12 protein-coding genes and 1 pseudogene are annotated in these 15761 nt (G+C 35.3%); 12 read left to right on the top strand and 1 reads right to left on the bottom strand.

From position 1 onward, the window contains the following. Positions 1-128: 128 nt before the first annotated feature. From HMPREF1135_RS07970 to HMPREF1135_RS07945, 6 genes are all read left to right on the top strand, one after another. A complete protein-coding gene (locus HMPREF1135_RS07970; protein WP_007593969.1) occupies positions 129-1439 on the top strand; it encodes an ABC transporter substrate-binding protein in 1311 nt (436 codons plus the stop codon). 111 nt (positions 1440-1550) lie between these two features. After that, on the top strand, positions 1551-2480 hold the full coding sequence (locus HMPREF1135_RS07965) for a carbohydrate ABC transporter permease (RefSeq protein ID WP_007593967.1): 930 nt from the start codon (positions 1551-1553) through the stop codon (positions 2478-2480). 15 nt (positions 2481-2495) lie between these two features. Further along, complete coding sequence (locus HMPREF1135_RS07960; protein WP_007593956.1) at positions 2496-3350, top strand: carbohydrate ABC transporter permease; 855 nt, start codon at positions 2496-2498, stop codon at positions 3348-3350. Between the two features lie 12 nt (positions 3351-3362). After that, complete coding sequence (locus tag HMPREF1135_RS07955) at positions 3363-4670, top strand: alpha-L-fucosidase (protein WP_007593953.1); 1308 nt, start codon at positions 3363-3365, stop codon at positions 4668-4670. Between the two features lie 94 nt (positions 4671-4764). After that, complete coding sequence (locus HMPREF1135_RS07950; protein WP_007593951.1) at positions 4765-6027, top strand: Gfo/Idh/MocA family protein; 1263 nt, start codon at positions 4765-4767, stop codon at positions 6025-6027. Between the two features lie 47 nt (positions 6028-6074). Then, positions 6075-8255 (top strand): alpha-galactosidase, encoded by a 2181-nt coding sequence (locus tag HMPREF1135_RS07945; RefSeq protein ID WP_007593948.1) that lies wholly within the window; start codon positions 6075-6077, stop codon positions 8253-8255. Between the two features lie 60 nt (positions 8256-8315). On the opposite strand, the gene HMPREF1135_RS07940 is transcribed toward HMPREF1135_RS07945, so the two are convergent. After that, complete coding sequence (locus HMPREF1135_RS07940) at positions 8316-9893, bottom strand: hypothetical protein (protein ID WP_007593946.1); 1578 nt, start codon at positions 9891-9893, stop codon at positions 8316-8318. 459 nt (positions 9894-10352) lie between these two features. Here HMPREF1135_RS07940 and HMPREF1135_RS07935 point away from each other — a divergent pair, with 459 nt between their 5' ends. The 6 genes and pseudogenes from HMPREF1135_RS07935 to HMPREF1135_RS07915 all read left to right on the top strand — a co-directional run bounded on the left by HMPREF1135_RS07935 (position 10353) and on the right by HMPREF1135_RS07915 (position 15636). Beyond that, positions 10353-10907: a zeta toxin family protein gene (locus HMPREF1135_RS07935; RefSeq protein WP_084761731.1), complete on the top strand. Its 555-nt coding sequence runs from the start codon at positions 10353-10355 to the stop codon at positions 10905-10907. A 125-nt stretch (positions 10908-11032) separates the two neighbouring features. Beyond that, positions 11033-11428, top strand: a complete 396-nt coding sequence (locus HMPREF1135_RS14160) for a hypothetical protein (RefSeq protein ID WP_007593942.1) — start codon at positions 11033-11035, stop codon at positions 11426-11428. Continuing rightward, positions 11347-11910: pseudogene (locus HMPREF1135_RS14540) on the top strand (TOTE conflict system archaeo-eukaryotic primase domain-containing protein); the annotation flags it as partial. The gene HMPREF1135_RS14160 and the pseudogene HMPREF1135_RS14540, both read left to right, overlap by 82 nt. 30 nt (positions 11911-11940) lie before the next feature. Then, positions 11941-13974, top strand: a complete 2034-nt coding sequence (locus tag HMPREF1135_RS07925; protein WP_442852203.1) for a DEAD/DEAH box helicase family protein — start codon at positions 11941-11943, stop codon at positions 13972-13974. 280 nt (positions 13975-14254) lie between these two features. Then, on the top strand, positions 14255-14437 hold the full coding sequence (locus tag HMPREF1135_RS14155; RefSeq protein ID WP_007593938.1) for a hypothetical protein: 183 nt from the start codon (positions 14255-14257) through the stop codon (positions 14435-14437). 146 nt (positions 14438-14583) lie between these two features. Then, entirely contained in the window at positions 14584-15636 is a 1053-nt protein-coding gene (locus HMPREF1135_RS07915) for a HigA family addiction module antitoxin (RefSeq protein ID WP_007593936.1), read from the top strand. Positions 15637-15761: the final 125 nt, after the last annotated feature.

Raw genomic sequence — 15761 nt, 5'->3', positions numbered from 1 at the left:
TCTTTTTGTTTATATGTAAAGATAATACACGATTAAGTAAATTTACTTCATTTAAAATATGCAAAGAAGATAATAAAATAAAAGCATAAAATACCGAAAAACATTAAATACAAAATAAGGAGGATGGTATGAAAAGAAAATTAGTGAGTGTATTATTGGTTGCCGCAATGGGCTTATCTGTTCTTACCGGATGTGGAGGCAGTAACTCGGGAAAAACAGATGAAGACAAAAAGACAGCAGTAAGCGATGAAAATGTACTTGAGTTTTATCACGGATATTATCAGGATAAAAGTGAATGGGCTGCAGCACAGGTAATGCGTGATATTTACGACGAATTTGCAAAGGCACATTCAGATGGAACAGTGACATTTAAACCTATTCCTGTAGAAAACAGAGATGATATTGTTAGCGCAAAGGTTGCAGGTGGATCTTTTCCGGACATGGTTGATGTTGGTGGAGCCGGAGTTCCTCAGTCAGCAATTTCACAGAACCTCGTATATGATTTGAAACCGTATATTGATGAAAATAAACTTCAAGATGCTGTGGGGCTTAATTATACACAGCATGATATGGACGGACATATATATGCAGTACATGATCAGATTGAGAGTCGTGGGCTTTGGTATAATTCCTCAATTTTTGAAAAGGCAGGGGTATCTGTAGATGCATTGAAAGATTGGAATTCTTTTGGAGAAGCAATGACAAAAATATCAGCTTTGGATGATGGAACCTATGGCTATATCGGTGGTCAGGGATCAAGCTATATAGTAAACAGCATAATGGCTTCAACAGAAAATGGAAAGAAGATGTTGGAATCTGAACTTACAGAAGAAATAATTAACTCGGATGAGTTTGCAAATGCATTTAAGACAGCGGCAAAATTGGATCAGGCAAACGGATCCGATCATACAACAGATGATAATGGAAATTTAATGGCTGAATTCAACACAAATGGCAAGGTAGGTGTTTTGTTTAACGGTGTATGGAATGCAAGCGGAATAGACGCATCACTTGTTGATTCTATCGAACCTTCATTGTTCCCGGGTAATATAGCTATTGCATCAGCAGGTGGCGGACTTGCTGTTTCCAATAAGATGAGCGATGAAAAAACAAAATTGGCTCTTGAATTTATCAAGTATATGACAAGCAAAGAGGTACAGGAAAAGATATTTACAGAAGTACAGGCTAATCCTTGTAATACAACTGTAGATCTTAATGCATTAGCCCAGAAGAATGGTGATGCGGCAACAATTAAACTTGCAAAAGCATGCTCAGAGGTTAATTCAGCAGATACAGTTGTGATTGATATGAATTATACATGGGGACCTGATGTTGATAAGGCAATTATAAATGCTTTAATGGAATGTGCAGTATCAGGAACTGATGTGGATACGAGATTCGAATCTCTTAAGAAAGAATTGCTTGCATTGATAGGTTAAGTTATCTGAAAAAAGACTACATAAAAAGGGAGGGGAGCAGTCCCTTCCCATTTTTAATTAATGAGAAAACATTATTGTGGGGCTTTTATAATAGGAGGTAGGAAATTGGAGATGGTAAACAGACCTAAAAAGAAAAAAAGTAAATTAGGTATAAGGAGAACAGGGTTTATTATTGCGTTTTTGGCACCAACACTTTTTGTTTTTTGTGTGTTCTATTTATATCCGATTATTACAGTATTTGTAACATCATTTTGTAAGTGGGATTATACCAACATTACAAGTCCTGAATTTTTTGGATGGAATGATTTGTGGAATAATTATGATTATATTTTTAACAAGTACCCATTTTTCTGGGAGGCACTTAAAAACTCAACAAAATGGGCGATAGTAGGTGCAGTTGTACAAATTCCGATTGCGACATTAATTGCTTTAGCCTTATCCAGAAATGTAAAAGGAATAAAATTTGTAAGGGTTGTTTATATTATTCCGAATATGATATCAACAGCTGCTATGGGTGTGATTTTTTTACAATTATACAATCCGTCTTATGGAATTATCAATCCTATAATTCGTTTGTTTAATAAAAACTTTTCTGACAGCATACTCTTATTAAAAGGACCTGCATTTGTTGCTATGACATGTGCCTATATATTCTTTACAGGTACTACGACTTTAATGATTCTTGGTAATATTATGGCTGTACCGGAGGAGATAAGAGAAGCTGCCATGCTGGATGGAGCAAGTGGTTTAAAACAGGACCTGCATATTACAATTCCAATGATTAAAGGAACACTAAAAACAGTATCAGTCCTTGCAGCAACATCAGGATTCCTTCTCTATAATGAAGTTTATTTTTTAACGAAGGGAGCGGCAGGAACTTATAGTATAAGCTATGTGATACGTGAACTTGCCATTACGAGTCCGAGAACTCAGTTTGGAAGAGCAAATGCAGTTGCAATGATACAGATACTGGCAGGAATGGTCATCATTCTTGTAGTTAGCTTTGTATACAGTTTGTCACCTAAAAAAGAAAAACATTAGAGAGGAGTAAGGACATTGAAAAAATTTAAACAAGAAAAAACAGTTAAAGATATGCCGATTGGAACAAAGATTTTTACATATTTATGCCTTATATGGGCATTAACTGTATCATTAGTTCCATTGATTTGGCTTGTGCTTTCAAGTTTGAAAAAGGATCCTATGGCAAGACCGGGATTTCAACTTCCAGATTCTATTTGTATAGACGGATATATTTTGACATTCCGAGACCTTCATGTGCTTAGATATTTTGGTAACAGTTTATTTGTAGCGGGAATTTCTGTATTAATAAGTGTAGTTATGATATCTATGTCTGCATATGTAGTAGCAAGAATGGAATTCAGAGGCAAAGCATTGGTAAATATTTTACTGTACTCAACAATGTTTATTCCCGCAACAGCCTTGACATATCCTGTATACAATTTGATCAATAATCTTCACTTGTATGATACAAGGGCGGCATTGATTCTGATTTATTCATGCAGTGGAATAGCGGTAAGTTTTTTTGTCATTAAAAATTATTACAATAATATTCCGAGAGAGTTGGAAGAAGCAGCCAGAATTGACGGATGCGGGTATTTTAAAACATGGCTGATGGTTATTTTTCCAATTGCAAGACCGGGAATTATGACAGCGGCAGTACTGGCATTTTTGAATAACTGGAACGAATACTATTGGGCGTCACTTGTACTGATTACAAGAGAAAAGTTGACTGTTCCGGCATTACTTTCTACTTTTACGACATCATTTAATACAAATTACAATGGTTTGTTTTCTGCAATGGTAGTAATTATTTTTCCGCCGGTGGTATTGTATTGTATTTTCAGTAAGTTCTTTTTGGAAGCATTATCAGGTGGAGCAGTAAAAGGATAGGAGATAAGATTAATGAATAAAGAGATTAGAGAAAGAACAAAATGGTTTATGGATGCCAGATTCGGAATGTTTATACATTGGGGATTATATTCTATTCCTGCATGTGGAGAGTGGGTAATGTCACAGAAGGAAATGACAGTTGAAGAGTATAGGACATATTTTGAACAGTTCGATCCGGTAGATTATGATCCGAAAAAATGGGTTAAACTTGCAAAAGAAGCCGGAATGAAGTATGCAGTATTGACAGCCAAGCATCATGACGGTTTTTGTCTGTTTGATTCCAAACTTACAGACTATAAGGCAACAAATACGAAGGCAGGCAGAGATCTTGTAAGAGAGTTTGTAGACGCCTGCAGAGAAGAAGGCTTGAGAGTAGGTTTATATTTTTCAATTATTGATTGGCATCATCCGGACTTCCCAAAATACAGAGATCGTCAGCATCCAATGAGAAACAATAAGGCTTATGAAAATGAAGAAATAGATTTTGAACGCTATTTGGAGTACATGCATGGACAGGTGAAAGAACTCGTGACAGGATATGGAAAACTGGATCTTCTTTGGTTTGATTTCTCTTATGATGACATGACAGGAGAAAAATGGAAAGCAACAGAATTAATAAAAATGGTACGTTCATATCAGCCGGATGTAATTATTGATAATCGATTAGAGGGTTCAGGAGAAAGCCATGGAAGTATTGCAACAGAACATCCGCTAATTTACAGTGGTGATTTTGCAAGTCCGGAACAGATTATACCTCCAAACGGAGTATGCGATGAAAAAGGTGAACCTATACCATGGGAACTTTGTGCAACAATGAATAATCATTGGGGGTATTGTAAATTTGATCATCAGTACAAAACTCCACAGATGCTCGTAAGAAAGCTCGTAGAATGCGTAAGCAAAGGTGGAAATATGATTTTGAACGTGGGACCTGATGCGAATGGAAATATCCCACAGGAAAGTATAAATATTCTAACGGATTTGGGAAAATGGATGAGTAAAAATAAAGAAAGTATATATGGATGCGGTATATCAGAGTTAGAAAAACCGGATTGGGGAAGATATACACAGAAGGGGAATACAATCTATGCGCATGTGTATGAAACTCCATTGGGAGCATTGCCTTTGTACGGAATTGTACCGGACAAATTGGACAAAATAACTTATTTGGCAGATGGAAGTGAGGTGAGACGTGGAGAAGCGTGGAATACCGCTCTTTATCCTGATATAGCATTTGTTTCATTTGGAGAAGATCCTGTATTTACATATCCGTTACCTGATGACAAAGATACCGTACTTAAAATTGAATTAAAAGAATAATAGGCAGTTATAGTTAGCCAAAATTAAAAATATTTAATGGAGAAAGTATCTTGACTTAAAACAAGATACTTTCACGTAAAAATGGAGGAAAGAGATGAAACAGGTAACATGTATCTTAATAGGAGCAGGATTAAGAGGTGGATATGTGTATTCTCAATATGCATTGGATCATCCAAATGAATTTAAGGTAGTAGCTGTTGCAGAACCGGATCCGGATAGGAGAGAAGCCTTTTCAAAAAAACATAATATTCCACAGGGAATGCAGTTTGAATCATATAAAGAAATATTAAAAAGAGATAAAATAGCAGACTGTGCAATGATATGTACTCAGGACAGAATGCATTATGAACCGGTGGTGATGGCGCTGAAAAAAGGATACCATGTACTATGTGAAAAACCAATGTCACCCGATAAAGAGGAAATAATAAAAATGGGGATGATGGCAAAACAATATGATAGGATTTTATCAGTATGTCATGTTTTACGTTATTCTCCTTTTTTTTCTAAGATAAAATCTTTATTAGATGAAAAAAAGATAGGTCAATTAATGACAATACAGCATATTGAAGAAGTAGGATATTGGCATCATGCTCATAGCTTTGTCAGAGGAAATTGGAGAAACGAAAAAGAGTCAAGTCCAATGATTTTGCAAAAATGTTGTCATGATATGGATATTTTACTATGGCTTGCAGACAGCTCTTGTAATAAGATAAATTCTTTTGGCAGATTAACATATTTTTCAGAGGGAAATGCACCTGAGGGAGCACCAAGATATTGCATGGACGGATGCAGTCACCATGATGAATGTCCGTTCTATGCACCAAGATTTTATCTGGAGCATTCAAAAGCGGTAGAAGATGGGCTTGTATATGCTGTTACCGATTATGCAGATTCAGAACATATACTGGAGGCATTGAAGAAAGGTCCATATGGAAGATGTGTTTTTCATTCAGACAATACGGTTGTAGATCGTCAGACAGTAGAAATTGAATTTGAAAACCAGGTAACAGCATCATTTTTGATGACGGCATTTACAAATCAATGTGCAAGAAGAATTCGCTTGATGGGAACCAAAGGTGAAATAAAAGGAGATATGGAAGCCGGAATAATCGAAGTAACAGAGTTTGTAAGTGGTACAAAAGAAATTATAAAATTGCATACTCCAACAAAGGGACATAGCGGAAGTGATATGAGTATGATGAAGGACTTTGTCAGAATGGTGAGAGAAGGTAAAAAGGGAAAAACAAATGCTGATATTTCGGTGGAAAGCCACTTAATGGCTCTTGCAGCAGAGGAGTCAAGAGTTAATGCAGTGGTTATTAATTTCAAGCAGTACACAAAGCAAAATACTGAATGAGTATGGTTTATTTATAATAATCAAAGTATAGGAAAGAGAGCAAAAGAATGGCTATATCATATAATAAAAAGAACCGAATATTTAAACTTGATACAAAGAGTACATCATATTTGATTGGGATAACACCGGAAGGGTATGTAGGACATGTATATTATGGCGAAAGACTAAAGGGTGATGATGCTTATTATTTGCTTCGAACACAGGAGTCACCATATACGCCATCAAAAAATGAGAGAGAAAAATTATCATTCCTTGACCGCTTTCCTATGGAATATTCATCAGGTGGAATAGGGGATTTTCGTGAAAGCTGTATTAATATTCGCAATGCGGCAGGATGTATGGCAAGCGAGTTCTTCTATAAATCTTATAAAATTACTAAAGGAAAAGCGAAATTGGAAGGGTTGCCGGCATCATTTGCTGATAAAGAAGATGTGACAACACTTACTGTTAAATGTGTAGATCCTGTCTTGGAGATTGAATTATTTCTTTCTTATTCGGTGTTTGAAAAAGTAGATATCATTACCAGAAGTGTGAAAGTAATAAATAAAGGAGAAGAGAATATAAGATTGGAAAAAATTTACAGTGCCTGTTTGGATATGGATAATGAAAATTTTGAACTGCTTACACTCTGTGGTGCATGGGCAAGAGAAAGACACATCCGGCGTAGACCGATATGTTATGGAAAGCAATTGGTAAGCTCTGCAAAGGGAGAATCAGGTCATCAGGAGCATCCATTTATTGCACTTGTGACACCGGGAGCAACTCAACAGCATGGAAGAGTCTATGGAATGCATTTTGTCTATTCCGGCAATTTTATCGGACAGATAGAATTAACACAGTTTGATACGGTTCGCATGGTAATGGGAATCAATCAGGAAGAGTTTTGCCGGAATCTGCATGCAGGAGAATTTTTCCAAGCACCGGAAGTTGTACTCACGTTCTCAGGAGAAGGACTTGGAAAAATGACACGCTCATTGCATGATTTCTATCGTCAACATATGATAAGAAGCCCTTATAAAAACATGAAGCGTCCGATTTTGATAAATAACTGGGAAGCAACATATTTTGACTTTAATACTGAGAAGCTATTGGATATTGCAAGAGTTGCAAAGCAAGACGGTATTGAGATGCTTGTTATGGATGATGGATGGTTTGGTAAACGTGATAATGACAGTTGCTCACTCGGGGATTGGGTTGTAAATGAGAATAAAATTACCAGAGGGCTGAAATATCTTGTAAATGAGGTAAAAAAGCTGGGGCTAAAATTTGGGATTTGGTTTGAGCCTGAAATGGTTTCACCGGATTCTGAACTTTACAGAAAGCATCCTGATTGGGTAATCCATATTAAAGGAAGAAAAGCAACGCAAAGCCGTCAGCAATATGTACTCGATTTATCAAACCCGAAAGTGATAGATTATGCCTATGAATCAGTGGCAAAAATCCTAAGGAGTGCGGCAATTGATTATGTGAAATGGGATATGAACCGTCTGCTGAGTGACTTGGGAAGCAGTTATCTTGATAAAGATTCACAACAAGAATTATTTCATCGCTATGTACTGGGTGTATACCGGATGCAGGAGCGTTTGATTACAGAATTTCCCAATTTATTGCTTGAAAATTGTTCAAGCGGAGGTGCCAGATTTGATCCGGGAATGCTTTATTACAGTCCACAAATTTGGTGTTCGGATGATACGGATGCAATAGAACGGTTGGAAATCCAAGAAGGAACAGCATTGATTTACCCTTTGTCAACAATTGGATCACATGTTAGCGCGTGTCCAAATCATGCTGTTGGAAGAATAACACCATTAGAGACAAGAGGACATGTAGCACTTGCAGGCACATTTGGCTATGAATTGGATATTACAAAACTTTCGGAAAAGGAACATGAGTTGGTTATACAGCAGACAAAGATGTATCACAAATACAATGATTTAGTTAGAGAAGGGGATTACTATAGAATTGCATCTTTTTCTGAAAACGGTTATTATGACTGCTATATGGAAGTATCAAAAGACAAAAAAGAAGCGCTTGTAACTTATGTTCAGGTACGTGGTATTCCAAACAGTCACAGCAGAAGATTAAAACTGCAAGGTTTAGATGAAGATAAGATATATTGTTTGGAAGGAACCAATGAACAATATACAGGAGAGATGTTGATGAAATGTGGATTCTTATTTAAAGATTTTTGGGGAGATTTCGAGAGCAGGCTCTACTATTTTAAATAAATATGAGCTACTTTGGGAAAGGAGCCCATATTAAATCCGGCTGACCTATATTCTTTAATGTTATTCCTTAACAATATCTTTTAAATTTCCGGTATAGTCAAAAATCAGTTGAAGTTTTTCACCTTCATTATCAGGAAGCTTAAAGTCACCATATTCATCCTTCTGTGGTGATGAAGCCTGAGCAGTGAAATTATGATTTACAGTTGCCGGAATAGATATGGAATAAGCAATATCTCTTGGGAAGTCATCCTCCTCAGGATTATCTGACAGCGGACGATAAAGCAGAGTGCTTTCTCCGGTTTTCCAGACCTCAGCATTTTGCTTAAATGCACTGCCTGACCACTGTTCAAAAACCTTAGGCTTATTGCTACCCTTTCTGACAACTATATACTCTGTGTTTAATCTATTATAGCTCATTCTCCATCCTATATCTTGATATGGGGTATATATTTGGGTGAAGACCATCAATAATAAATCTCCGTCAACCAATTCCGCTTTGCCGATTGATTGACCGGTCTGACTGTCCGGATCAACTTTAAAAAGTTCTGAAATCAGAGGCTGTCTGCCCCCTTGATTGATTTGATAAACCGACCCCTCATCAATATCAAGTTCACCGTCAGATCCACCGCCTACAATATCGATTTTTCCGTTATTTGCAAAAATGAGTGGAATATTGGGAATCATCTCCTCTTGTGTATCCATACCTTGCTGTATGAGCTGAAGGCTGTTTTCTTCTAAACGGGCCTTATAAATTTCCACACTTTCCAAAAAATGCGCTGTTCCGCCATAATACCCGAAGGTAAGATAATACTCCTTACCATCCGCAGTAAGTCCCTTAAATTCCGGAGAGGAATATGATTCTTCATTTACATTAAGATCGCCTATAATAATATCTTTATCAGGCTGTTCAAAACTTCTTCCAAAAATCTGTCTTGAAGTAACATTATACCCGTCTGTGGAATAATTATCACCTTCTATGAGGAAACCGCCGTTTACAAAACCTAGAAATACCACAGAAGAACCTTCTTCACTTGCCCAAATATATGGTGTTTCTTTAGAACTTAAATCTATGACACCGGCAGAACCCCAATCTCCCTTAGCCAGATACTGACCATTCTCACTTATTCCAAGTATCACACCTGCTCCAAGCTCTTCCCTGTCTTCTCCCTCCATATTTACACTATAACTTTTTGATGTTCCGTCATCAGTCATTTCTGACAGATAAAACCTTTGATTACTATAGTACAATTTACCATAGCCACTATCTTTAAAGAGCTCCTCTACCTTACCGTCTTCTTTTAGACGGCAAATCCATGAGATACCGGTGGAAGTAGGATATTCTAAAAACTCACCGAATAATGCATTTTTCTCCAATGCATATTCACCGTATTTTCTAAAATATATATCAGAACCGATTTTAACAAAATAAGCACCGTTATTTATAATATTCTCATTTTGTATTTTACTGTTATCCTTATTTTCACCTTGATTTTTGCCGTCACTTTTTTCTGATTTAGCGGTACTTTCTGAGCTTTGCTCTGTTTTAGTATCGGATTCTGCTTTTTGTGAGAGCGTGCAGGAACAAAGAATCATTCCCATACAAAGCATTACAAAAACGGATCTTATTTTTTTTATCATATCTCCTCCTTATAAAAAAATCATAGTTGTAAGACTGATTATTTTTAAATGTGACAGTTCCTTTTTAGAATCATTAACTGTTCCAATATAAAAGCAATAATATCGTATATGTTTAACTTTATTGAGTTAAACCAAGTAATAATTCCAAATGAATGATATGGAATACGGCATATTTTATATGTCTTATTATAGCATTTACGATAGTTTCGGTATACATATAAAACCAAATTATTTATTGGAGGATTTGTTGATGAAGTATATATAATACAGATGTTGTAAGATTTTCTTACGTGATTTTAAATCTATATACAGGTAAAAGTTGAATTGCTTGCATGTTTTTAGAGAAGATAATACACTATATTTAGAGAATTGTTGATTGGGACAAAAATGTTAAAGGGTACTGTTACAGAATTTATTATGCCCAAAGAGAATAAAAAGTTTAACTTGATAAAGTTCTGTATGAAAGAAACAGATAAAAATATGTTTAGAACGGAGAAAATAATGATTGTTTTAATAACCGGTGCATCACATACAGGTAAGACTGTGCTTGCTAAAAAATTACTTGAAAAGTATAAATATCCTTATTTATCGATAGACCATTTGAAGATGGGTTTAATTCGTAGCGGCTATACTAAACTTACTGTTAAAGATGATGATAAGCTTACAGAGTATCTTTGGCCTATTGTTCGTGAAATGATTAAAACCGCTATAGAAAACAGGCAAAATCTCATTGTTGAAGGATGCTATATTCCATTTAATTGGGGTAATGATTTTGAAAAAGAATATCTTGATAATATTAGGTACTACTGTCTTGTTATTAGCAAAAAATATATTGAGAACGATTTTGATAATATAAAAAAATACGCAAATGCCGTAGAAAGTCGCATAGATGATGAATGGTGTACTATGGAAAGTGCCTTAGATGAAAACACTAAATTTTTGATAGGCGCAAAAAAGCATAATGTAAACATTGTATTTATTGATGACAGTTATAAAGTAGATATTGATTTGTGAGGAGAGGGGTAAATTTAGTGGTTATAAAAAATATTATTGAAAGCATCAATATAGATATTATTAATGTATAGTTGATGTATAAGGTGCGGTACAGACTTATTATTAAAAAGTTGAGGTGGTAAGAGATGAGTATTGAAGCGGAAAACCTTGACTCACTTCGTAAACTGGTAAGAGAGTTGCAAGCAGAAAATACTTTGTTAAAGAAAAAATTAAAGAAAGCCAATATAACATATCCGGAAAGTTGTATATTTGAAGAAAAGATAGAAAATACGTCTGAGTTTGATCCGGATCAAGGCGAAAGAATTATCAGAAAGTATATTACTGAAGAAATGGCAAATAGGTACTTTGCAATGTTCTGGGGAAGAACAGATGTGTATGCAAAGAGAGGGAAAAAGGTGGATATTTTCCTCAATGTGATAATCGCTGGAATGATAGACTTTGTCCCAAACAGCAAGGGGAGAAAATACATTGTGAAGATTGTAAGAACACAAGCTGGACTAAACTTACTGCTAAAAAAATAGTGGAGCACTTGTTAGGATATAAAGATGACGGTTCGGATGTTATAGGCGTATATCCATTATTACCGGATGGTACATGCAGGTTTATAGTATTTGACTTTGATAATCATGAAAAGGGTGCAGAAGAAACAGATTTTACAAATGTGACTAAAGACTGGCATAAAGAGGTGGAAGCTTTGCGTCTTATTTGTGAAAAAAATGGAATCACTCCGCTGGTAGAACGCTCAAGGTCCGGACAAGGAGCACATGTGTGGATTTTTTTTAAAAAGCCTATTCCTGCTTCCTTGGCACGCAACTTCGGTTACCTTTTGTTGGATAGAGGTCAATCTTTAATTAATCTGAAGTCGTTCCAATATTATGACAGAATGTATCCATGTCAGGATAGTGCAAACAGTATAGGAAATCTTATTGCTCTTCCATTGCAGGGAGGGGCATTAAAAAATGGAAATAGTGCCTTTATTGATAGTAACTGGAATGCATATCCCGATCAGTGGGATATTTTATTAAATCATACAATGAAGTTGTCTATGGAAGAGATAGAGGCCTTTATGGAAAAATGGAAGGCTGAAATCACTGAAGCAACAGGTGTTGGACCGGATAATATGGAATGTAGACCTAAACCCTGGAAAAAGAGACAAGTATTTAATAAATCTGATGTTGTAGGGAAAATGCATATTATTCTTGGCGATGGGGTATATGTAGATGCATTGAATCTTATGCCAAGGATACAGAATCAAATAAGAAGCTTGGCTGCATTTGACAACCCTATCTTTTATAAGAATAGGCGCTTAGGATATTCAAATTATTATAATTTTAGTGCTGTTTATATGGGAAAGGATATTGACGGATATATTCGTATTCCAAGAGGACTTAGAGAACAACTTATAAATAATTGTAAAGAAGCCGGCATTGAGTACGATATTAGTGATCAAAGAGAAATGGGAAGACCTATAAAAGTTTTCTTTAATGGAGATTTGCGTATAGAGCAGGATTTGGCGGCGGACAAAATGTTACAGCATGATCATGGAGTGCTTAGTGCAACTACTGCATTTGGAAAAACGGTGGTCTGTAGTTATTTGATATCACAAAGAAAAGTCAGTACATTGATTCTTCTTCATAGCAAAGATTTGATTGAACAGTGGGTAGAAGAATTAAATAGGTTTTTAATTATAAAAGAGAAACTACCAATTTATAAAACAAAGACAGGTAGAGAAAAACGAAGAGATAGTGTCATAGGAGTATTAACAGGTAATAAGAATACACTTACAGGGATTATTGATGTAGCTATGATTGGGTCAATGTATAGTAAGGGAAATTTCAACGATTTTATTAATTCCTATGGGCTGGTCATTATGGATGAATGTCATCATTGTGGATCTAATACCTCGATAGAAGTAATGCAGAGAGTAAATTCTAGATACGTTTATGGAGTTTCAGCAACACCAAAGCGTGGGGATAGTCTTGAAAAAATAATATATATGTTACTAGGTCCGGTAAGACATAGTTATACTGCAAAAGAACGTGCTAAAGAACAAGGGATTGGACATTATGTATATCCAAGATTTACAAAGGTTATTGATACAAATGAAACTATGAATGATATTAATGCTGCTTATAATTTGATAAGTAACAATAAAATAAGAAATGAAATGATTGTTAATGATACAAGACAGGCAATTGCCGATGGGAGAACGCCACTTATCCTTACAAGATATAAGGAACATGCAAAGAATTTACTTGATAGTCTGTCAGGTGCAGCAGATTATGTGTTCTTGCTTTATGGTGATAATAGTGATAGTGAGAACTCTGAAATCAGAAAAAATTTAAAGAAAGTTCTAAATGAAAAATCAATTATTTTGATAGCTACCGGGCAGAAGATTGGTGAGGGATTTGATTTTCCAAGATTAGATACATTGATGTTGGCATCACCGGTTTCATTTGCCGGAAGATTGGAGCAGTATGTTGGGAGATTACATAGAGATTATGAAGGTAAGAAGTATGTAGTTGTTTATGATTATATAGATGCTCATTTAAAAGTTTTTGAGAAAATGTATTCAAAACGTCTAAGAACTTATAAGCGTTTAGGATATTCTATAATTTCGAATGTGATATTAGATAAACAAGTGGCAAATACAATTTATGATTCAGGGAACTATATTGATATATTTGAACGAGATATTATAGAGGCAGAAAAGAGAATAATTATTTCAAGCCCACATATTGTACAGGATAGAATTGATAGAATAATTTATATTACAAAACAGCAGGTGGAAGCAGGATGTAAGATAGTCGTGATAACAATTGATCCTGAAAAAATGAGCTTTGGAAGCATTAATGATTATCATGAAATGATTAATCAGATGAAAACATCAGGAATACAGGTTGTTATTAAAGATGAGGTAGATGAACACTTTGCAGTTATAGATGAAGAACTGGTGTGGCATGGTGGTATGAATCTTTTAGGCAAGGAAGATGTATGGGATAATTTGATAAGGATAAAATCTGCTGTTGTGGCGGAGGAACTGTTGGAATTATCCTTTGGAAATTAGCAGTTTCAAACAAATGAAATCAATTCATTGTTTTTGAATAATTGTAGATAATGCCAATGTTATAAACAAATAAAATTTATTATAAGTCGGATGTTGAAAAGCTAATATTTGCAGTAAAGATAAATTGGTGTAGTTGACATGTATGGAAAGTTGCAAAAAGAAAATTAAAAATAAAGATATGTAAAATAAACCTCAGAGGTTAATTTAAAATTTGACAAAAATTTATATTCATGCTAATATAAATTTACCTCAAAGGTAAATATATATAAGAGGCAATGCTTTGGATATTACTTACAAGAATAAGAAAATTGAAAGGGTTTGTACGGATGCCAAAACAGCGGAGAGAACCTATGGTCGAGAAATGGCAGATAAAATACATCAGCGTATAGATGAAATTTGTGCTGTAGATACGGTTGAGATAATGATACAGTTTCATATCGGGCGATGTCATGCACTTAAGTAGAATAGGAAAGGACAATATACAGTGGACTTGGTTCATCCATACAGATTGGTATTCGAGAAAATTGGTAATGAAATTCAAATAGCAAATATTTTGGAAATTGTTGACTATCATTGATGGTTAATATTTCAAGTCGGGGAGGTAGCGCTATGGTTAGAAGTCGCAGTTATATTGCAACGCCACCCGGAGCGACAATTAAAGAGCAGTTAAACGACAGGGGAATGAGCCAGAAGGAGTTTGCTGCCAGAATGGATATGTCTGAAAAACATATCAGTAAGCTCATTAATGGCGATGTACAGCTTACACCTGAAACAGCAGTCAGATTAGAGATGGTTTTAGGTGTTCCTGCTAAGTTTTGGAATAATTTGGAGTCAATCTATAGAGAGAAGATTATTAAGGCAGAAGCAGAAAATGCAATGGAAGCCGATAAAGAGATGGTAAAAAAAATTCCTTATAGGGAGATGGTAAAATTCGGTTGGATTCCGGATGCAGTAGAATCTAATGAAAAGGTTGTTAATCTTAGGAAATTTTTTGAGGTTGTTGAACTTTCTCTTATCGGAAAGGAGCAGATTACAAGAATTGCATGTAGACGTTTGGCAATTACAGAAAAAAGTGATTTGGCTTTAATGGCGTGGGCTCAAGAAGCAAGGATTAAGGCGCGTAATATTCAAACAGCTTCCATAAATATTAAAGGGTTAACTTCAGTTTTGAATGATATAAGAAATATGACGGTTCTTAAACCAAAGGAGTTCTGTCCTAAGATAAAAAAATATCTTGCAGACTGTGGTATTGCTTTAGTGTTTTTGCCACATCTTGAAGGCTCTTTTCTACAGGGAGCTTCTTTTACAGATGGGAATAAGATTGTTCTTGGACTTACTGCAAGAGGAAAGGATGCAGATAAGTTTTGGTTCAGCTTATTCCACGAACTTGCACACATTGTTCTTGGCCATGTGGAGCAGACAAACGGTACATCTGAAGATGATGAGAAAGAGGCTGACAGATGGTCAGGTGATACACTGATTGACTCTAAAGACTTTGAAGATTTTAGAAGAAATGGAGATTATTCAGAAAGCCAAGTACTTCAATTTGCAAAGGCACAGGGAATCGCTCCGGGGATAATAGTCGGAAGGATGCAGTTGGAAGGGATGATTAAGTATAGTATGTTAAATAATTTGAAAGAGAAATATGAAATATTTATCTAAATCTGTTATCAAAAAATTTAAAGTGTCGGAAAATATGGAGATTTGATAATTCGGCAGTAAAAGTTTTAGTCGATGACATTAATAATATATCTAAATTATAATACGGAGTTACTAAATAAAGTAAA

Origin of the sequence: Lachnoanaerobaculum sp. OBRC5-5 (assembly GCF_000296385.1) — a bacterium.
Taxonomy (GTDB): domain Bacteria; phylum Bacillota; class Clostridia; order Lachnospirales; family Lachnospiraceae; genus Lachnoanaerobaculum.
This window is presented reverse-complemented; position numbering and strand designations above follow the sequence as displayed.